Source organism: Streptomyces sp. NBC_00178, assembly GCF_036206005.1.
Classification (GTDB): domain Bacteria; phylum Actinomycetota; class Actinomycetes; order Streptomycetales; family Streptomycetaceae; genus Streptomyces.
This window is the reverse complement of record NZ_CP108143.1, coordinates 3,318,356-3,338,075: the sequence shown is the minus strand read 5'-3', so window position 1 is coordinate 3,338,075 and position 19,720 is coordinate 3,318,356. Positions and strand designations below refer to the sequence as shown.

Sequence of the window (19,720 nt, the reverse complement as noted above, 5' to 3'; positions counted from 1 at the left end):
CGGTTGTGTAACAGCCGATGGGCAGCCGGTCCGCCGGATGCGGGTCAGGTCAGGGGCAGCCGGTACCTGCCGTTGGCCAGGGGCTCGACCAGCCCGTCGGCGACGAGCCCGTCCAGGGCCCGCGCCCGCTGCACGGGCTCCTCCCACACAGAGTCCAGCGCGGACTGCGGCACCGGGGTGACGGCGTCCCGCAGCACGGCGAGCAGCCGCCCCCGCACCTGCCGGTCCGTACCGGCGTAGGTCTGGCCGCGGCGGGGCGGCCCCTGGTGGGCGGGCTTCCCGGCCAGCCGCCAGGCGCACTGCTCCGCGATGGGGCACCGGGTGCAGTCCTCGTTCTTCGCGGTGCACACGAGGGCGCCGAGCTCCATCGTGGCCGCGGCCCAGCGCGCGGCGCGCTCGTCCTCCTCGGGGAGCAGGGCGCGGGCGAGCTTGCGCTCGGCAGCGGTGGTCGCGTTCGGCGGGTACTGGATGCCGGTGGCGGCCCTGGCGAACACCCTGCGGACGTTGGTGTCCAGCACGGCGTGACGCTGCCCGTACGCGAACGACGCCACGGCCGCGGCCGTGTACTCGCCGATGCCGGGCAGTGCGAGCAACTGGCCGTGCTCGCTCGGCACGTCTCCGCCGTGGCGTTCCGTTATCGCCTGGGCGGCCCCGTGCAGGCGGAGCGCGCGCCGGGGGTAGCCGAGCCGGCCCCAGGCGCGGACGGCTTCGCCCGGCGCGTCGGCGGCCAGGTCGGCGGGGCGCGGCCAGCGGGCCATCCACTGCTCGTAGACCGGGAGGACGCGGTTCACCGGGGTCTGCTGCAGCATGAATTCGCTCACCATCACGCCCCAGGCACCCGCTTCGGGGCGGCGCCAGGGCAGATCGCGGGCGTGCTGCTCGAACCACCCGATGACGGGCGCGTGGAGGGAGGCGGGGGGCGTCTGTGTCGAAGTCGTGGCAGTCATCGCACCTACGATCCTGGCACGGAAGACGGGAGTGGCGCGCACGCGACGGGGGTGTCGGCCCGGCCGGGGGCTCACGGGGTGATAACGCCACCCGTTCTGTCCCTTCGTACGGTGCGGACGAAGTCCGGGCCGGTGCAAAGTGGCTGGAAGCGCCCGCAACGGCCGTTCCGTGATGATGATCCGGAAAACTTGTCGATCAGAGCGGCGGTTGGGGGCCGGAGTTGGGCGGGAACTCTCGTACAGTTCGGTGCGTGGGTTCTATGCGCAATCCGGTCGGGCCGCTTCCCTCCAGCATCTATTGGCGTCGGAGAGCAGTAGCGGTGCTCGTGATCGCGCTGCTCGCGGCGCTGACCGTATGGGCCGTCACCCGGGGTGGCGGTGGCGCACCGGGCACGGACGACGGCAAGCCCGGCGGCAAGAGCCCCGCACCGTCCATCACTCCGGGACCCTCCGGTTCCGGACCGGTCGTCGGCCAACCTCCGGGCGGACGCGACGAGTCGGGCGGTTCCGGCACGGACGGCGGCTCCGGTGCGACCGGTGGTGCCGGTACCGGCGGCGGTGCGGGATCGGCCGGCGGCGCGGGCGGTACGGCGGGTTCCGCGGGTACGGCGGGTTCGAGTGCCGGAGCGGCCGGCGCAAGCGCGGCCCAGCAGGTGCCCGCGAGTTCCCCGCTCCCCAACTGCACGCCCGCCGCCCTTCAGTTGAGCGTGAAGACGGACAACAGCTTCGGGCCCGACGACAAGCCGCGCTTCCGCCTCACCGCCAGGAACACCTCCGGCGCGGACTGCAAGGCCGACTTCGGCCCGAAGAGCGCCGTGCTCACGATCACGAAGGCGGGAGAGGACGACGACGAGCTGTGGTCGTCCAAGGACTGCCCCCGTTCCGGGGCCATGTTCCTGAAGATCCCCGCGGGAGCGACGGTCGTCCACACGGTGGAGTGGGACCGTGAGCGGAGCGCGCCCAAGTGCGCCACACCGCCTCCCGGTGTCGCGGCGCCGGGGACGTACCTGCTGGAGGCCAGGATGCCTGGTGAGAGTGTGCAGCGGGCGTCGTTCGTCCTGGCCAAGGACTGATTCCGGGCCGGGGCCGGCCCTCGGCCGGCCGGCCCGGGTGCGGCGGGAGCAGAGGCAGCCGTAAGGGCCGGGGCAGCCGTCACGACGGTGGCAGCCGCAGGACAGGGGTGGAGGTCGGGACAGCGGCAGGGGGTCAGGACAGCGGGAGGCAGCCGTTCCGGGTGGTCCCGGAACGCTCCCGCACAGCCCTCAGACGTACCGCTCCAGGATCGACGACTCCGCCAGCCGGGAGAGGCCCTCGCGCACGCTCCGGGCCCGGGCCTCGCCGACGCCGTCCACGGTCTGGAGGTCGTCCACACTGGCGGCGAGCAGCTTCTGGAGGCCACCGAAGTGCTCCACCAGCCGCTCGATGATCGTTCCGGGCAGCCGCGGCACCTTCGCGAGCAGCCGGTAGCCGCGCGGGGAGACCGCCGAGTCGAGCGTCTCGGGCGAGCCGCTGTAGCCCAGGGCCCTCGCCACCACGGGGAGTTCGAGCAGCTCGGTGTGCGTCAGGGTGTCCAGATCGGCCACCGCCTCGGCGACGGTGCGGGACCGCTTCGCGGTCGGCTCGGGCACGTAGTCGCGCACGACCAGCTCCCGCTCCGGTTCCACACCCGCGATCAATTCGTCCAGCTGGAGCGACAGGAGGCGCCCGTCGGTGCCCAGCTCCACGACGTACTCGGCGATCTCGGTGGCGATCCGGCGCACCATCTCCAGCCGCTGCGAGACGGCCGTGACGTCCCGGACGGTCACCAGGTCCTCGATCTCCAGTGCGGAGAGCGTGCCGGCGACCTCGTCCAGCCGGAGCTTGTAGCGCTCCAGCGTGGCGAGGGCCTGGTTGGCGCGGGACAGGATCGCGGAGGACTCCTCCAGGACCCGGCGCTCCCCGTCGACGTAGAGCGCGATCAGACGCATCGACTGGGAGACCGACACCACGGGGAACCCGCAGGCCTTGGAGACGCGGTCCGCCGTGCGATGGCGGGTGCCCGTCTCCTCGGTCGGGATCGAGGCGTCCGGGACGAGCTGGACGCCGGCCCGGAGGATCTTGGTCATGTCCTTGTCGAGGATCAGCGCGCCGTCCAGCTTGCACAGCTCGCGCAGGCGGGTCGCGGTGAACTCCACGTCGAGCACGAACCCACCGGTGCACATGGATTCGACGGTTTTGTCCATGCCGAGAACGATCAGCCCGCCGGTGTTGCCGCGCAGGATGCGTTCCAGGCCGTCACGAAGGGCCATTCCGGGCGCGACCGCGCTCAAGGAGGCGCGCATCAGCGCCTCGTTCCCCGTGCCTTGGCCGGACTTTCCGGGCGTTGCTGCCCGGTCGTTGGCTGCCACTGCACTCCTCCGGTCACAGGTTTGCGGTGCCCTTGCGTCCCTCGTACCGTTCGTACGGACGGGCGAGACCAGGGCAAAGTCTACCGGCGTGCGCCGTCGTCCTGTGGTCCGTCCGGGCGAGACCGGCGCGGAAGGACTCTCAGAGCGTCTCCCATGTCGGCGACCTCCGTGACCTTCATGCCCGCGGGAACCTGTCCCGGGTCCCTCGGAACCAGGGCGTGCTTGAACCCCAGACGGTAGGCCTCGGCCAGTCTGCGCTGCACCCCCGTCACCCTCCTGACCTCGCCCGCGAGGCCCACCTCACCGATCGCGACCAGGTTCTTCGGCAGCGGTGTGTCGCTCGCCGCGCTGGCCAGCGCCAGCGCGATCGCGAGGTCCGCGGCCGGCTCGGTGAGCTTCACGCCGCCCACCGTGGCGCTGTAGATGTCCCGCTTGCCGAGCGCGCTGATCCGGCCCCGCTGTTCGAGGACCGCCAGCATCATCGAGACCCTGGAGGTCTCCAGGCCCGAGGTGGTGCGCCGGGGCGACGGGATCTGCGAGTCGACCGTCAGCGCCTGCACCTCGGCGACCAGGGGGCGCTTGCCCTCCAGGGTGACCGTCAGGCAGGTGCCGGGCACGGGTTCGTCGCGCCGGGTCAGGAAGAGCCCCGACGGATCGGCGAGACCGGTGATGCCCTCGTCGTGCAGCTCGAAGCAGCCGACCTCGTCCGTGGCGCCGTACCTGTTCTTGACGCCGCGCACGAGCCTGAGGCGCGCGTGCCGGTCGCCCTCGAAGGACAGGACGACGTCGACGAGGTGCTCCAGCAGCCTCGGTCCCGCGATGGCGCCGTCCTTGGTGACGTGGCCGACCAGGAGCGTCGACATGCCGCGCTCCTTGGACGCCCTGATGAGCGCGCCCGCGACCTCGCGGACCTGCGCCATCCCGCCGGGCGCGCCGTCGATCTCCGGTGAGGCGACCGTCTGCACGGAGTCGAGGACCAGCAGGGAGGGCTTGACCGCGTCCAGATGCCCCAGGACGGCGGAGAGGTCGGTCTCGGCTGCCAGGTAGAGGTGGTCGTTGATCGCGCGGATGCGGTCGGCCCGCATGCGCACCTGGCTCGCCGACTCCTCGGCGGTGACGTAGAGCGTGCGGTGGTCGTCGCTCGCCGCCTTCGCCGCGACGTCCAGCAGCAGCGTCGACTTGCCGACGCCCGGCTCGCCCGCGAGCAGCACGACGGCACCGGGCACGAGCCCGCCGCCGAGCACCCGGTCCAGCTCGCCGACCCCGGTCGAGCGTGCCGTGGCCTGGCGGCTGTCGACCTGGCCGATCGGCAGGGCCGCGGTGGAGACCCGGCCGGCCGCGGTCGTGCGGACGGCGGGGGCGCCGCCGAACTCCTCGACCGTCCCCCAGGCCTGGCACTCCGGGCAGCGGCCGAGCCATTTGGCGGTCGTCCAGCCGCACTCGGTGCAGCGGTAGGACGGCCGGTCCTTCGCGGATTTCGTACGGGCAGCCATGGCGTCACCGTATAGGTGAGGTCCGACAGCACCGGCCGGGGGAGCGACGAGCGAACACGTGCCCGATGCGGGGATTCCGGTGGAATGCGGAATCCTCGTCCGCTTTGGAAGGACAGCGTCACTCGTAAGGATTAAATCCGGGAAAGTGCCGCCAGGGGGTCACCCCCGTCTGCCTACGGTCGCAAGGTGACGAGCAGCAGGCTGGAGACCTCCGTACGCACCACCGGCGCACACCGGGCGCACCGACGCGCGGCGCACCCCTCGGCGCAGCGCCCGTCCGCACGGTACGAGCCGTACCTCGACGGCCTGTTCACCTACTGCCTCTCCGTCCTCTGCGACCACGAGGCGGCGACCGACGCCCTGGGCCTCGTCCTGGCGATCGCCGAACGGCAGGACGGCCGGTGCCCCGAGTCCCAGGAGGAACGTAAATCCTGGCTGTACGCCCTGGCCAGGTGGACGTGTCTGCGTGCGCTCACCGAGCAGCGCCGGGGCCGGCAGGCCCACCGCCGGCAGTCCGTCCCGGCCCCGGTCCCCGCCGTCACGCACAGCTCCCCGGAGGAGGCGGCGGACCCGGGCGGACCTGCCCGGTCGCCGGCATCCGAGGCGCGCCGGCGGGAACTCGCACAGCTGGCCTGGCCCGAGGCCGCGGGCACCACCCCGGAGCAGCGGGAGGCACTGGAGCTCGCCGTGCGCCACGGGCTCACCTCGCGAGCCGTCGCCGCCGTCCTCGGCCTGGACGTCGGAAGCGCCCGGGAACTCCTGGCCGGGGCCGCCTGCGAGGTGGAGCGCACCCGCGCCGCCCTCGCTGTCGTCGAGAGGGGGGACTGCCCCGCCGTGGCCAGGCTCACCGGTACGCGTCAGGCGCTGCTCTCGGCGGTCCTGCGCAGCGAGCTCGTCCGGCACGTCGACGACTGCCCGCGCTGCCGCCGGGCCGCCGAACGGGCGGGCGCCGCCGGGCCCTGGCCGGGGACGGCCGTGCGGCCCGTCGCCTCACTGCCGGTCGTCGAGGCGCCCCGCCCCTCCGTCCACGTCGCCCTGGCCCACGCCCGGCGCTCCAGGTCCGCCGCCCCGCGCTTCGGCAGGACGGGATTCCCGCTGGACCCCAAGGACCACGCCGCCCGCAGGGACCGGCTCCGCGCCCGGGTCGTGACGACGACGGTCGTGGCGACGGTCGTCGCCGCGCCGGTGATCGCCCTGTGGGCCGCCTACCGGGGCGCTCCGCTCACGGGGGAGGGGCGGGACACCTCGGTCACGGCGACGGACATGGACGTGGAACCGGCCCCCGGCGACGAGACGTACGAGCACTACGAGAACGCGGGCAACGCCAGGCCCGAGGCGGACGACAGCTTCAGGGACGGTGCCCGCAGGCCGGACGTCTCCGCCGAGGTCGTGAGCGTCGGCGCCTCCCCGGCCGCGGCGGGCACGCTCACCGTCTCGGCCCGTTCGTCCGGGGGCCGTACGACGATCACCCTGACGTCGGCCGGCACCCGCGCGGTCTCCTGGTCGGCGCGGGCGCAGGCCCCGTGGCTCCGCCTCAGCCGCTCGTCCGGCACGCTCGCGCCGGGCCGGAGCACCACCCTCCAGGTGTTCGTCGACCGCGCGGCCGAACCGCGCGGCCCCTGGACCGCCCGCGTCGTCCTCACGCCCTCGGGCTCCGTCGTCGCGGTCACCGGCCACGGCGCGGGCGCCCCGCGCCCCGGCAGCCCGTCCCCCGGCCCGTCGTCCGAACCGCCGGGCCCCACGCAGTCGTCGCCGCCCCCGTCGCCCGATCCGACCCCCGACCCCACGCAGTCACCGGACCCGACGCCCACACCGACGCCCACGCCGGATCCGACCGACCCGACGCCGTCACCCACCGGCGAGCCGTCGCCGCCCGAGCCCTCACCCGGCACGACGCCGCCGGACGAGCCGTCGGAACCGGCCGGCTGAGCCGCACACGGCGGCGGCCCGGTCCGCGGCCACGTGCGCGGTGGCACGGATCCGCGCTGTACCCGGCACACGACGGCGGCCCGGTGCCCGGCGCGAGGACGTCGCACCGCGCACCGGGCCGCCGTCGTGTGCGGGCGGGCGCCGGACCGCCTCAGGCCGGGTCGGCCGGATGCGGTGCCATCGGCAGCAGCGACGCCAGGCGCTGCTCGCACAGCTCGGCCAGCCGGTCGTAGGCCTCCTTGCCCATCATCTCGGTCAGCTCGGGCCGGTAGGAGACGTACACCGGGTCCCCGGCACCGTGCGCGGAGGTCGCCGAGGTGCACCACCAGTGCAGGTCGTGCCCGCCGGGGCCCCAGCCGCGACGGTCGTACTCACCGATCGAGACCTGGAGCACACGGGTGTCGTCGGGCCGCTCGATCCAGTCGTACGTCCGGCGGACCGGCAGCTGCCAGCACACGTCGGGCTTGGTCTCCAGCGGTTCCTTGCCCTCCCGAAGCGCCAGGATGTGCAGGGAGCAGCCCGCGCCGCCCTCGAATCCGGGCCTGTTCTGGAAGATGCAGGAGCCCTCCCAGCGCCGGGTCTGCCGCTCGCCGTCCTCGTCGACCCCGACCCAGCCCGACTTCGACCCGACGTCGTGGAACTGCCAGATGTCCGGTGTGAGCCGTGCGACATGGCCGGCCACCCGCTTCTCGTCGTCCTCGTCGGAGAAGTGCGCGCCGAGCGTGCAGCAGCCGTCGTCGGCGCGGCCCGCCTGGATGCCCTGGCAGCCGCTCCCGAAGATGCAGTTCCACCTGGACGTGAGCCAGGTCAGGTCGCAGCGGTAGACCTGCTCGTCGTCGGACGGGTCGGGGAATTCGACCCAGGCCCGCGCGAAGTCGAGCTCCTTCTCGTCGGGCCCGCCGGGCCCTGTCGTATCCGGCTGCTGCGTCTCCTGCTCCGATCGCGACTGCTTCTTCGTGGCTTTGTCCGGCTTCGCCTTTTTCGTCTTTGGCACGCGCCCAGAGTAAGCCGCAGTAGCGTTCCGGTATGAGACTCGGAGTCCTCGACGTGGGTTCGAACACGGTGCACCTGCTGGTGGTCGACGCCCACCCCGGTGCGCGCCCGCAGCCCGCGCACTCGCACAAGGCGGAGCTGCGGCTCGCCGAACTCCTCGACAAGAACGGGGCGATCGGCCCCGAGGGCATGGACCGCCTGGTGTCCACGATCGCCGGAGCCGTCCAGGCGGCCGAGGACAAGGGCTGCGAGGACGTGCTGGCGTTCGCCACCTCGGCCGTGCGCGAGGCGGGCAACGCCGATCAGGTGCTGGCGCGCGTGCGGGAGGAGACCGGGGTGTCCCTGGCGGTCCTCAGCGGCGAGGAGGAGGCGCGGCTGACCTTCCTGGCGGCCCGCCGGTGGTTCGGCTGGTCCGCGGGGAAGCTGTTGGTCCTGGACATCGGCGGCGGTTCGCTGGAGGTCGCCTTCGGGATGGACGAGGAGCCGGACGCGGCCGTCTCGCTGCCGTTCGGCGCGGGGCGCCTCACGGCCGGCTGGCTGCCGGGCGATCCGCCGGACCCGACGGACGTGCGCGCCCTGCGCCGTCACGTCCGCGCCGGGATCGCCCGCTCGGTGGGCGAGTTCACCCGGCTGGGACCGCCCGACCACGTCGTCGGGACGTCCAAGACCTTCCGGCAGCTCGCCAGGATCACGGGCGCCGCCCGCTCCGCCGAGGGGCTGTACGTGCAGCGCGTCCTCTCCCGCAAGGCGCTGGAGGAGTGGGTGCCGAAGCTGACGACGATGACCGTCGAGCAGCGGGGTCACCTGCCCGGGGTCACCGAGGGGCGTGCCGCGCAGCTGCTGGCCGGGGCGCTCGTCGCGGAGGGGGCGATGGACCTCTTCGGGATCGAGGAGCTGGAGATCTGCCCGTGGGCGCTGCGCGAGGGCGTCATCCTGCGGCGGCTGGACCACCTGCCGGCGGCGCAGGCGGTCCTGGCCTGACCCTGCCGGAGGCCGTCCCCCTATCCCACCGGAGACCGCCCCTGAAGCCGCCGAGGGCTGTCCCTGAACCCGTCGGAGGCCGTCCCTGATCCCGCCCGGGGCTGTCATGGCCCTTCTCACTTTCCGCCGGGGTCCCCGAAGGACGCGCGCCGCTGCCCGTAGGCTGTCCTGGTGGCAGAACCAGTGGTGCGCATCCCGGATGCGAAGGTCGCCCTGTCTACGGCCTCCGTCTATCCGGAGTCCACGGCGACGGCCTTCGAGATCGCCGCGCGCCTCGGATACGACGGCGTCGAGGTCATGGTCTGGACCGACCCCGTCAGCCAGGACATAGAGGCGCTGAAGCGGCTGTCGGACTACCACCAGGTGCCGGTCCTCGCCATCCACGCGCCGTGTCTGCTGATCACCCAGCGGGTCTGGTCCACCGACCCGTGGGTGAAGCTCCAGCGGGCCAGGGACGCCGCGGAGAAGCTCGGGGCCTCCGCGGTGGTCGTGCACCCGCCGTTCCGGTGGCAGCGCAACTACGCCCGCGACTTCATCACCGGAATCTGGCGCATGGCCGACGAGACCGATGTGCGCTTCGCCGTCGAGAACATGTACCCGTGGCGCTACCGGGACCGCGAGATGCTGGCGTACGCACCGGCCTGGGACGTCAGCAACGACGACTACCGGCACTTCACCGTCGACCTCTCGCACACCTCCACCGCGCGCACCGACAGCCTCGCGATGGTGGACCGGATGGGCGACCGGCTCGCGCACGTCCATCTCGCGGACGGCAAGGGGTCCGGCAAGGACGAGCACCTGGTGCCCGGCCGGGGCGACCAGCCGTGCGCGGAACTGCTGGAGCGGCTGGCCCGTACCGGCTTCGACGGCCATGTGGTGATCGAGGTGAACACCCGCAGGGCCATGTCGTCCGCGGAGCGCGAGGCGGACCTCGCGGAGGCGCTGGCCTTCACCCGGCTCCACCTGGCCTCACCGGCGCGGGCGCCCCGCTCGTGACGTCCGGCGCCGAAGGACCGGCACCCCGGCGCAGGGGCCGCCCCTCCCGTACCGCGCACGCCGAGGGGCCCGACGCCAGGACCCGCATCCTGGAGGCGGCCCGCGCGGAGTTCGCCGAACGCGGCTACGACAAGACGTCGGTCCGGGGCATCGCGAAGGCGGCCGGGGTGGACTCAGCCCTGGTGCACCACTACTTCGGCACGAAGGACGAGGTCTTCGCCGCCGCCGTCGAGGTCTCCTTCGAGCCGGCGCTCGTCATCCCCTCGATCCTGGGCGGCCCCTCCGAGGACGTCGGGGAGCGGCTGGCCCGCTACTTCATCGGCGTGTGGGAGAACCCCGCGTCCCGGGCGCCGCTGCTGGCGATCCTGCGTTCCGCCCTCACCCACGAGGCGGCGGCGAAAGTGCTGCGCGAGTTCGTGCTGCGGCGGCTGCTGGAGCGGATCGCGGCGGACCTCGACGTGCCCGATCCGACCTTCCGGGCGGAGCTCGCGGCCTCCCACATGATCGGCATCGCGATGCTGCGGTACGTGATCCAGGCGGAACCGCTGGCGTCGGCCGATCCGGAGAAGATCATCGCGATGGTCGCCCCCACGCTCCAGCGGTATCTGGCCGAGGACTGAGCCCGTGGCGCCGGGGGCGATGGTCGCCCCCACGCTCCAGCGGTATCTGGCCGAGGACTGAGCCCGTGGCGCCGGGGGCGATGGTCGCCCCCACGCTCCAGCGGTATCTGGCCGAGGACTGAGCCCGTGGCGCCGGGCCGTCCGGCGCCCGCCCCCCGTCCGCGCACCGGGCCGTCCGGCGCCCGCTCCCGTCCGCGCACCGGGCCGTCCGGCGCCCGCCCCCCCCCGTCCGCGCACCGAGCCGCCCGTCCCGTATATCGGACGGTCTGTCCAGATCTTGGCACGGTAGGCGTACGCTCCAAAGGAGTCTTTTCTGTCGAAGGAGCGAGAGACGATGCCCCAGCTGAGGTCCCGCACTGTCACCCACGGCCGCAACATGGCGGGCGCCCGCGCCCTTATGCGGGCGTCCGGCGTAGCCAGTGAGGACATTGGCAAGCCGATCATCGCGGTGGCCAACTCCTTCACCGAGTTCGTGCCCGGGCACACCCACCTCGCCCCCGTCGGCCGGATCGTCTCCGAGGCGATCAAGGCGGCCGGGGCGGTGCCCCGGGAGTTCAACACGATCGCGGTGGACGACGGCATCGCCATGGGCCACGGCGGCATGCTCTACAGCCTCCCGTCCCGCGACCTCATCGCGGACAGCGTCGAGTACATGGTCGAGGCGCACTGCGCCGACGCCCTGATCTGCATCTCGAACTGCGACAAGATCACCCCCGGCATGCTGATGGCCGCGATGCGCCTCAACATCCCGACGGTGTTCGTCTCCGGCGGTCCCATGGAGGCCGGCAAGGCCACCCTCGTCGACGGCACGGTCCGCAAGCTCGACCTGGTCAACGCGATCAGCGACGCCGTCGACGAGAGCATCTCCGACGAGGACATCCTGCGCATCGAGGAGAACGCCTGCCCCACCTGCGGCAGCTGTTCCGGCATGTTCACCGCCAACTCGATGAACTGCCTGACCGAGGTCCTCGGCCTCTCCCTCCCCGGCAACGGCTCCGTCCTCGCCACACACACCGCCCGCAGGGCGCTGTACGAGAACGCGGGCCGCACGGTCGTCGAGATCACCAAGCGCTACTACGAGCAGGACGACGAGACGGTCCTGCCGCGCTCCATCGGCACCCGCGCCGCGTTCGACAACGCCATGGCGCTCGACATCGCCATGGGCGGCTCGACCAACACGATCCTGCACCTGCTCGCCGCGGCGGAGGAGGCCGAGCTCCGCTACACCCTCGACGACATCAACGAGGTCTCGCGCCGCGTCCCCTGCCTCTCGAAGGTCGCCCCCAACGTGGCCCCCGGCGGCACGTACTACATGGAGGACGTCCACCGGGCCGGCGGCATCCCCGCACTGCTGGGCGAACTCCACCGCGGCGGGCTGCTCAACGAGGACGTGCACGCGGTCCACTCCGACACCCTCGCCGAGTGGCTCAAGGAATGGGACGTCCGGGGCGGCTCGCCGTCCCCCGAGGCGGTCGAGCTCTGGCACGCCGCCCCCGGCTGCGTGCGCAGCGCGACGGCCTTCTCCCAGTCCGAGCGCTGGGACACCCTCGACCTCGACGCGGCCGGCGGCTGCATCCGCGACCTGGAGCACGCGTACTCCAAGGACGGCGGTCTCGCGGTCCTCAAGGGCAACCTCGCCGTGGACGGCTGTGTCGTGAAGACGGCGGGCGTCGACGAGTCGATCTGGACCTTCGAGGGCCCGGCCGTCGTCTGCGAGTCGCAGGAGGACGCCGTCGACAAGATCCTCCGCAAGGAGATCAAGGAGGGCGACGTCGTCGTCATCCGCTACGAGGGCCCGCGCGGCGGTCCCGGCATGCAGGAGATGCTCTACCCGACGTCCTTCCTGAAGGGCCGCGGCCTCGGCAAGAGCTGCGCCCTGGTCACCGACGGCCGTTTCTCCGGCGGTACGTCGGGCCTGTCGATCGGGCACGCGTCGCCCGAGGCGGCGTCCGGCGGCACGATCGCCCTCGTCGAGGACGGCGACCGGATCCGCATCGACATCCCGAACCGCTCGATCGAGCTCCTCGTCCCCGACGCGGAGCTCGACACCCGGCGTGAGGCGCTGAACGGCGTGTACGCGCCGAAGAACCGCGACCGCAAGGTCTCGGCGGCCCTGCGCGCCTACGCGGCGATGGCGACCAGCGCGGACCGGGGCGCGGTCCGCGACGTCTCCAAGCTCGGCTGAACCGCGCGCTTCCCGTCCGGCCCCGTCCCTGGTCTCACCAGTGGGCGGGGCCGTCCGCGTCCACCGCGAACACGGATCCGTCCGGAGCGGTCGCCACGACGCTCCGCCCGAGCACGACGGGGGCGGGCAGCGAGGAGGCGAGGCCGAGCCTGCCCTCCTTCAGCCGGGGCCGCGTCTGGCCGAGCAGCGTCCCGTGCACCGTGTCCACGGCCAGGAGCCGCCCGTCGGCCGCCGAGAAGTACAGCCGGTCCCCGGCGCCGAGCACCGGGGCGGAGGTCAGCCCGACGGCCGTCTCCAGACGCCACCGCTCCGCCTTGCCGCCGCCGGGCCGGATGCCGGCGGCCAGCAGGGTCCCGCCCCGCTCCAGCAGATAGGCGGTGTCCCCGGCCACGACGACCTCGGGCCCGTTCATGCGGAACGGCAGGGCGACCCGTGCCGCGCTCCGGCGCTCGGGCGCGTAGCGGACCAGCCCGGTGATCTGGGCGTCGCTGTTCATGGCGGTCAGCACGAGTTCCCCGCCGGACGTCCCGGCCGGGGTGAGCATGCCGTCCAGCCGGTGCCGCCACACGGTGCGCCCCGTGTCCGCCCCGATCGCGGTGACGAGCGTCGAGGTCCCGTCCGCCGCGTGCTCGTAGGCGTACGCCACTCCCGCCGCCGGGTCGTGGAACGCGAAGGACGGGTGCCCGAGGCCGGGCAGTGCGTGGTGCCAGCGGGACGCGCCGGTCGCCGCGTCGAGGCCCTCCGCCGTGCCGTCCTGCCGGACCATCAGCAGGGTGGCGCCCGCCGGGAAGGGGACGTCCTGGTAGCCGGAGAGGTCCGCCCGCCACGCCGGGTCCCCGTCCTCGGCGGCGTACGCCCGGAGCGGGCCGCCCGGCGTCGCCGTGTACGCCGGACCGTCCGGTGCCGCGCCCAGCCCGGGGGCTTCGGTGATGTCGTCCCGGTGCGTCCAGATCATCCGTCCGTCCGCGGGGTCCAGCCGCGCCGTCCCGTAACCGGCGGCCACGCAGTACAGCGCGGATCCGGCGGACGCGCACGACGGGGCCGATCCGGACGCCGGGCGGAGCGCCGCCCGCCACGGCACGAAGGCGGCCCGGGGCTTCGCCTCGCTCCCGGTCCCGCCCCCTCCCGGTGCCGCGGGGCTGTCTCCCGCCGTCGCGGCCCACAGTCCGCCGGCGACCAGCGCGAGCACCACGGCGCCGGCCGCCGCAAGGAGACCGGCGCGCCTGCGTCTCCCCGTGCCCGTCGTGGGCGGGGGCCCGCCGGCGGACCGCACGTGCGTGGGCCCCTCGGCGGGGCCGCCCCCGTCCCCCGCCGCGGTTTCGAGGGCGGCGGGCCGCCGCTGGGCCGGGATGAACGCGGCCGCCTCGTAGGACGGAGGGTGCAGCGCCGCCATGATCTCGTCGGGCGTGGGGCGGTCGGCAGGGTCCTTCGCCAGGCACCGGCCGACCAGCGGCGCGAGGTCCTCCGGTACCCCCGCGAGGTCCGCCTCGTCGTGCACGACCTGGTAGGCCACGACGTAGGGGCTGTCCGAGTCGAAGGGCCCCCGGCCCGTCGCCGCGTGGACCAGCACGGCGCCGAGCGCGAACACGTCGGCGGCCGGCCCGACCTCCCTGGGCCGCTGGAACTGTTCGGGCGCCATGTAGGGCGGTGAGCCGATCAGCTTGCCCGTCTCGGTGCGCAGATCACTGTCGTACGGCCGGGAGATCCCGAAGTCGATGACCTTGGGGCCGGAGTCGGCGAGCAGCACGTTGCTCGGCTTGAGGTCCCGGTGGATGACGCCGGCCCGGTGGATGTCGCGGAGTGCCTCGGCGAGTCCGGCCGTGAGTCTGCGCAGTTCGGCGGGGCTCATCGGGCCGTTCCGCTTGACCTGTGCGGAGAGCGTCGGGCCGGGCACGTACAGGGTGGCCATCCAGGGCAGGGCCGCCGTCGGGTCGGCGTCCACGACCGGGGCGGTGAAGGCCCCGCTGACCCGCCGGGCCGCCTCGACCTCCTGCCGGAACCGGGCCCTGAACTCGGGGTCCGCGGCGTGCTGGCGGTGCACGACCTTGACCGCGAGCTGGAGCCCGGACGCGGAGCGTGCCAGGTGCACCACTCCCATGCCGCCCGAGCCGAGACATGCCTCGAGCCGGTACTGCCCGGCGTACTCAGGATGCTCCGCTTCCGGATGTGATCCGGTCCCTCGCAGCGGCGGCACCGCCCACCCCCGTGTATTCGTGCGCATGTGCGACGCACGGAGCCTAGTCGATGGTGCGTGCGAGGAACGCGGGGCTTGTTAGCCTGCGCGTCGGCATGTTCGTCACTCGACGGGGGAGGCCCTCATGGGCGTTGGAGAGAGCACAGGAACCACAGGGGGCGGCGCGGAGGCGGCGGCGCTCGCGGCGGACGTCGTCCGCTACCCGATCGCACCCGGCTACCGCGTCAACGTCCGCAGGGGGCCCGGCACCCAGTACGGCATCGTGCGGACCCTTCCCTACGGGATGAGCGTCCCGGTCTACTGCCAGAAGCCGGGCGAGCGGGTGACCGGGCCGTACGGCACGTCGAACCTCTGGGACAACATCGCCTCGGGCGAGTTCGTGTCGGACGCCTATGTCCACACGGGCAGTGACGGCTACATCGCACCGCGCTGCGACTGACGGAACAGCCACCCGCCCTGGGACAATCGATCCCGTGAGCGAGAAAAACGAAGCACCCCCAGCCGGTCCGCCGCGCGACGGCAGCACCCCCGGGCCGCAGCCCGAATCCCTCCGATTCTTCGGTACGACCTGGGTCGACCACGACGGCGGATACGGACTGCGGCGCGCGGGGGTGACCGTCGGCTCGCTCGCGGCGGCCGTCGCCTCGTGCTTCGTCCTCCGCTTCGCCTACCAGGGCCTGGAGATCGCTGAGGTCGGCGGCTTCGTCGGCCTGCTGGTGGTGCTGATGTTCGCCGTCTGCAGCGCCATCGCCTTCCGCAGGACCTGGGACGGCTTCGGCAGCCGGTCCGCCGACCCGTCCCAGGACGACAGGCTGCGCGGGCTCAAGTCGATCGGCTTCATCGGCTCGCTGCTCGCCTACTTCCTCCGCTCGTTCCGCGAGGCACCGGGCGAGAAGCTGCGGCGCACGGAGTACGAGACGGCGCTCGCCCAGTACGAGAAGCGCCGCTCGAACCGCGCCGGCAACCCCGCGGCCCGCAAGACCGCCAAGGGCAAGCGCTCCGGGCGCCGGTAGCACCCTCCCGGGCCGGGCGGCCGTTCCGGACGCCGGTGAAGCTTTCGCGATCCCCGCCCGCACCGGCCGGTCCGGACGCAGCATGAACGCATGTCCGCCACACCGCTCCGCGCCCTGTCGTTCGACAGCGCAGCGGCTCAGTACGCCGCGAACCGTCCCGGCTACCCGCCCGCGCTCCTGGACGCCGTCGAGGAACTGGCCGGCCGGCCACTGCCCGGCGCCCGCACCGTCGACGTCGGTGCGGGGACGGGCATCGCCACCCGGCTGCTGCTCGCACGCGGCGCCCGCGTCACGGCCGTCGAGCCGGGGCCGGGCATGGCGGCGGAACTGCAGCGGTCGCTGCCGTCCGTCCCGGTCGTCCGGGGCGACGGCAACCGCCTCCCCCTGGCCACCGCCTCGGCCGATCTGATCACCTACGCCCAGTCCTGGCACTGGACCGACCCCTCGCACTCCCTCCCCGAAGCACTCCGCGTCCTGCGTCCCGGGGGATCGCTCGCGCTCTGGTGGAACGTCTCCGACGCGTCCGTGGGCTGGATCGCCGAGCAGGGCACCCGGCTGGGGCGTCACCTCGGCATCGACGACGGCGCCCACGGCACGCCGGGAGGTTCCGGTTCGCGCAACGTCGAGACCCTGTCCGGCGACTTCGCGCGGCGGCTGCTCCCCTGGTCCCGGACGGTGCCGGTCGACACGCATCTGGCCAACCTCGCCACCCACTCGGCCTTCCTCGTGCGCGACGGCGAGTCCACCCGCCGGTTCCTCGACGAGGAGCGCGGGCACCTCGCCGCCGTCTTCTCCGACGGCGCGGTCGAGGAGCGCTATGTGGTCGAACTCGCCGTGCTGACCGGCTGACCGCCACCCCCGCCCTTGACGCGGCCCATCGGCGGGCTCCATATTCATCACATGATGAATTACTCGGGTGCCGCGAACGCGGGGGCCGTCGAGGCCCGTGCCCTCACCGTCGTACGAGGAGACCGCACCGTCCTGCGCGGCCTCGACTTCACCATCGAGCCGGGCAGGATCACCGGCCTGCTCGGCCCCTCCGGCTGCGGCAAGTCCACGCTGATGCGGTCCGTCGTCGGCACACAGGCCCACACCACGGGCACGCTGAACGTCCTCGGCCGGCCGGCCGGACACCCGTCCCTCCGCCCCCGCGTCGGCTACGTCACCCAGGCCCCGTCCGTCTACACGGACCTCACCGTGCGGCAGAACCTCGACTACTTCGCGGCCGTACTCCGGCCCGGCCGCAGACACCGGGGCGACCGCGAGGACGCCGTCACCCGCGCCATCGCCGACGTCGATCTCACCGGCCACGCCGACGCACTGGCCGGCAACCTCTCCGGCGGCCAGCTCAGCCGCGTGTCCCTCGCCGTCGCCCTGCTCGGCACCCCCGAGCTGCTGGTCCTCGACGAGCCGACCGTCGGTCTCGACCCCGTGCTCCGCCGCGACCTGTGGAAGCTCTTCCACACGCTCGCCGCCGAACGGGGCACCACCATCCTCGTCTCCTCGCACGTCATGGACGAGGCCGAGCGCTGCCACCGGCTGCTGCTGATGCGCGAGGGCCTGATCCTCGCCGACGAGACCCCCGACGCCCTTCGTACCGCGACCGGCTCCGCCACCGTCGAGGAAGCCTTCCTCCACCTCGTCGACGAAGCCTCCGCCCCCCGCCAGGAGACCGCCCGATGAGCACCGACGCCCCCGTACTCACCCCGGCCAGGACCCTGGCGACCGCCGCCCGCGTCCTGCGACAGCTCCGCCACGACCCCCGCACCATCGCGCTGCTGCTGATCGTCCCCGTCGTGATGATCACCCTGCTGCGCTACGTGTTCGACGCCAACCCCCGGACCTTCGACGCCATCGGGGCCTCGCTGCTCGGCATCTTCCCGCTGATCACGATGTTCCTGGTGACCTCGATCGCCACCCTCCGCGAACGCACCTCGGGGACCCTCGAACGGCTCCTCGCCCTGCCCCTCGGCAAAGCCGACCTGATCGCCGGGTACGCCCTCGCGTTCGGCGCGATCGCCGTCGCCCAGTCCCTCCTGGCCACGGCCATGTCCGTCTGGGTCCTGGGACTCGACGTCGTCGGGTCACCCTGGCTGCTGCTCCTGGTCGCCCTGCTCGACGCGCTCCTCGGCACCGCACTCGGCCTGTTCGTCTCGGCCTTCGCCGCATCCGAGTTCCAGGCCGTCCAGTTCATGCCGGCCGTGATCTTCCCGCAGCTGCTGCTGTGCGGGCTGTTCACACCACGCGACCAGATGCACCCGGCCCTCGAGGCCCTCTCCGACGTACTGCCGATGTCCTACGCCGTCGACGGGATGAACCAGGTCCTCACCCACACCGACGTCACCGCCGACTTCTCCCGCGACATCCTGATCGTGGCGGGCAGCGCCCTGCTCGTCCTCTGCCTGGGCGCCGCAACCCTCCGCCGCCGCACCGCGTGACGGGGCGGTGCGAGGATGGCGGCCACCACACGTACCGCGTACCGCGCACCGCCCCCCGGAGGATGAACCGCATGACCCAGACAGTCGCAGTCCTCGGTACCGGAAAGATCGGCGAGGCCCTGCTCAGCGGGATGATCCGGGCCGGCTGGCGGGCCGCCGACCTGCTGGTGACCACCCGCCGCCCCGAGCGCGCCGAGAAGCTCCGCACCCGCTACGGCGTCGAGGCCGTCACCAACGCCGAAGCCGCCAAGAACGCCGACATCCTCATCCTGGCGGTCAAGCCCCAGGACATGGGGACACTCCTCGGCGAACTCGCCCCCCACCTCACCGCCGACCGCCTCGTCATCAGCGCGGCAGCCGGCATCACGACGGCGTTCATCGAGGACAGCCTCGCCGAAGGCACCCCGGTCGTACGCGTCATGCCGAACACCCCCGTCCTGGTGGACGAGGGCATGTCCGTCATCTCGGCCGGACGGCACGCCACCTCCGAGCACCTGGGCCACGCGGAAGCCATCTTCGGCGGTGTGGGCAAGACCCTCCGCGTCCCCGAGTCCCAGCAGGACGCGGCCACCGCACTCTCCGGTTCGGGGCCCGCGTACTTCTACTTCCTCGTCGAGGCGATGACCGACGCGGGCATCCTCCTCGGGATGCCGCGCGCCCAGGCGCACGACCTGATCGTCCAGTCCGCCATCGGCGCGGCGGTGATGCTCCGGGACAGCGGCGAACACCCCGTCAAACTCCGCGAGGCCGTCACCAGCCCGGCCGGAACCACCATCAGCGCCATCCGCGAACTCGAGAACCACGGTGTCCGGGCGGCGCTCATCGCCGCGCTCGAAGCCGCCCGCGACCGCAGCCGCGAGCTGGCCTCGGGCAACGGCTGACCCGCTACACCGCCGCCGCCACCAGCTCCGCGGTGCGCACCACGCTCGCGAACCCACCGCCGTGCAAGGTCACGGCGGTGGCCCGCGACAACTCGTCAGCACTCAGCTTCCAGCCCCACGGCCCCACCTCGTCGAAGGTGTAGGTCGCGTCGAGCGGGAAGAACACCTCGTATCCGAGATTGCCGCCCATGCGCGCCGTCGTCTCCGCGCACATGTTGGTCTGGATGCCCGCCACCACGATCTGCCGCACCCCGGCCTCCCGGAGCCAGGCATCGAGCCCCGGGGTCCCGTAGAAGGCCGAGTTCACCGACTTGGTCAGGAACAGCTCGGAACCCGCGTCCTTCCCGCGCCGCTCCTCCACGTACTCCTTGAACGCGTTGCCCGCGTAGCCCGTCCGCAGGGGCGAATCCGGCTTCGGCGAGTCGTGCCGCACGAAGACGACGGGCCGCCCGCTCGACTGCCACGCGTCGATGAGCTCCGCGATGTTCCGGTCCGCCCCGGGGTTGTTGCGCGGCCCCCAGTAGTCCTCCTCCTCGAATCCCCGCTGTACGTCGACGACCACCAGCGCTGCGTTCTCCTCGATCTCCATGGCCACCACTGTCCCGGCGTCCACCGCCCGCTGCCAGGACCGCGAAAGTCATCGATCGATGCTTTACTGCCACG

The 19,720-nt window shown here is 73.0% G+C and carries 18 protein-coding genes; 12 read left to right on the top strand and 6 right to left on the bottom strand.

Annotated features, from left to right (window positions below):
- Positions 1–44: 44 nt before the first annotated feature.
- Entirely contained in the window at positions 45–947 is a 903-nt protein-coding gene (locus tag OHT61_RS14365) for an A/G-specific adenine glycosylase (protein WP_327117378.1), read from the bottom strand.
- Positions 948–1,207: 260 nt separating this feature from the next.
- Between OHT61_RS14365 and OHT61_RS14360 the strand changes: the two genes are divergently transcribed.
- Positions 1,208–2,020 carry a hypothetical protein gene (locus OHT61_RS14360; protein WP_329043251.1) on the top strand — a complete coding sequence of 271 codons (813 nt, stop codon included), beginning with the start codon at positions 1,208–1,210 and terminating at the stop codon, positions 2,018–2,020.
- A 189-nt stretch (positions 2,021–2,209) separates the two neighbouring features.
- Here the strand turns inward: OHT61_RS14360 and disA are convergent, their stop codons facing one another.
- Positions 2,210–3,334, bottom strand: a complete 1,125-nt coding sequence (gene disA, locus OHT61_RS14355) for a DNA integrity scanning diadenylate cyclase DisA (protein WP_329038482.1) — start codon at positions 3,332–3,334, stop codon at positions 2,210–2,212.
- A gap of 80 nt (positions 3,335–3,414) precedes the next feature.
- Positions 3,415–4,827 carry a DNA repair protein RadA gene (radA, locus tag OHT61_RS14350; protein WP_329038480.1) on the bottom strand — a complete coding sequence of 471 codons (1,413 nt, stop codon included), beginning with the start codon at positions 4,825–4,827 and terminating at the stop codon, positions 3,415–3,417.
- 186 nt (positions 4,828–5,013) lie between these two features.
- On the opposite strand from radA, the gene OHT61_RS14345 reads away from it, so the two are divergent.
- A complete protein-coding gene (locus OHT61_RS14345; protein WP_329038478.1) occupies positions 5,014–6,756 on the top strand; it encodes a BACON domain-containing protein in 1,743 nt (580 codons plus the stop codon).
- Between the two features lie 151 nt (positions 6,757–6,907).
- Here the strand turns inward: OHT61_RS14345 and OHT61_RS14340 are convergent, their stop codons facing one another.
- Positions 6,908–7,750 carry a hypothetical protein gene (locus OHT61_RS14340; RefSeq protein ID WP_329038477.1) on the bottom strand — a complete coding sequence of 281 codons (843 nt, stop codon included), beginning with the start codon at positions 7,748–7,750 and terminating at the stop codon, positions 6,908–6,910.
- 32 nt (positions 7,751–7,782) lie between these two features.
- Here OHT61_RS14340 and OHT61_RS14335 point away from each other — a divergent pair, with 32 nt between their 5' ends.
- The 4 genes from OHT61_RS14335 to ilvD all read left to right on the top strand — a co-directional run bounded on the left by OHT61_RS14335 (position 7,783) and on the right by ilvD (position 12,531).
- On the top strand, positions 7,783–8,730 hold the full coding sequence (locus tag OHT61_RS14335; protein WP_329038476.1) for a Ppx/GppA phosphatase family protein: 948 nt from the start codon (positions 7,783–7,785) through the stop codon (positions 8,728–8,730).
- A gap of 171 nt (positions 8,731–8,901) precedes the next feature.
- A complete protein-coding gene (locus OHT61_RS14330; protein WP_329038474.1) occupies positions 8,902–9,726 on the top strand; it encodes a sugar phosphate isomerase/epimerase family protein in 825 nt (274 codons plus the stop codon).
- Positions 9,723–10,346, top strand: a complete 624-nt coding sequence (locus tag OHT61_RS14325; RefSeq protein WP_329038473.1) for a TetR/AcrR family transcriptional regulator — start codon at positions 9,723–9,725, stop codon at positions 10,344–10,346. The genes OHT61_RS14330 and OHT61_RS14325 overlap by 4 nt, the downstream gene beginning before the upstream one ends.
- 334 nt (positions 10,347–10,680) lie before the next feature.
- Positions 10,681–12,531, top strand: a complete 1,851-nt coding sequence (gene ilvD / locus OHT61_RS14320) for a dihydroxy-acid dehydratase (protein WP_329038472.1) — start codon at positions 10,681–10,683, stop codon at positions 12,529–12,531.
- Between the two features lie 34 nt (positions 12,532–12,565).
- Here ilvD and OHT61_RS14315 read toward each other — a convergent pair whose 3' ends face one another.
- Complete coding sequence (locus OHT61_RS14315; protein ID WP_329043249.1) at positions 12,566–14,725, bottom strand: serine/threonine-protein kinase; 2,160 nt, start codon at positions 14,723–14,725, stop codon at positions 12,566–12,568.
- Between the two features lie 124 nt (positions 14,726–14,849).
- Here OHT61_RS14315 and OHT61_RS14310 point away from each other — a divergent pair, with 124 nt between their 5' ends.
- From OHT61_RS14310 to proC, 6 genes are all read left to right on the top strand, one after another.
- Positions 14,850–15,164 (top strand): SH3 domain-containing protein, encoded by a 315-nt coding sequence (locus tag OHT61_RS14310; RefSeq protein ID WP_329038470.1) that lies wholly within the window; start codon positions 14,850–14,852, stop codon positions 15,162–15,164.
- A gap of 34 nt (positions 15,165–15,198) precedes the next feature.
- The gene (locus OHT61_RS14305; protein ID WP_329038468.1) at positions 15,199–15,738 is read left to right on the top strand and encodes a hypothetical protein; all 540 of its coding nucleotides are present in this window, start codon (positions 15,199–15,201) and stop codon (positions 15,736–15,738) included.
- Positions 15,739–15,828: 90 nt separating this feature from the next.
- Positions 15,829–16,587 carry a class I SAM-dependent methyltransferase gene (locus OHT61_RS14300; protein WP_329038466.1) on the top strand — a complete coding sequence of 253 codons (759 nt, stop codon included), beginning with the start codon at positions 15,829–15,831 and terminating at the stop codon, positions 16,585–16,587.
- A gap of 51 nt (positions 16,588–16,638) precedes the next feature.
- Positions 16,639–17,421 (top strand): ABC transporter ATP-binding protein, encoded by a 783-nt coding sequence (locus OHT61_RS14295; protein ID WP_329038464.1) that lies wholly within the window; start codon positions 16,639–16,641, stop codon positions 17,419–17,421.
- Positions 17,418–18,176, top strand: a complete 759-nt coding sequence (locus tag OHT61_RS14290) for an ABC transporter permease (protein WP_329038462.1) — start codon at positions 17,418–17,420, stop codon at positions 18,174–18,176. The genes OHT61_RS14295 and OHT61_RS14290 overlap by 4 nt, the downstream gene beginning before the upstream one ends.
- A gap of 71 nt (positions 18,177–18,247) precedes the next feature.
- Entirely contained in the window at positions 18,248–19,057 is an 810-nt protein-coding gene (gene proC / locus OHT61_RS14285; protein ID WP_329038460.1) for a pyrroline-5-carboxylate reductase, read from the top strand.
- A gap of 4 nt (positions 19,058–19,061) precedes the next feature.
- Here the strand turns inward: proC and OHT61_RS14280 are convergent, their stop codons facing one another.
- Entirely contained in the window at positions 19,062–19,646 is a 585-nt protein-coding gene (locus OHT61_RS14280; RefSeq protein ID WP_329038458.1) for a cysteine hydrolase family protein, read from the bottom strand.
- Positions 19,647–19,720 lie beyond the last annotated feature (74 nt).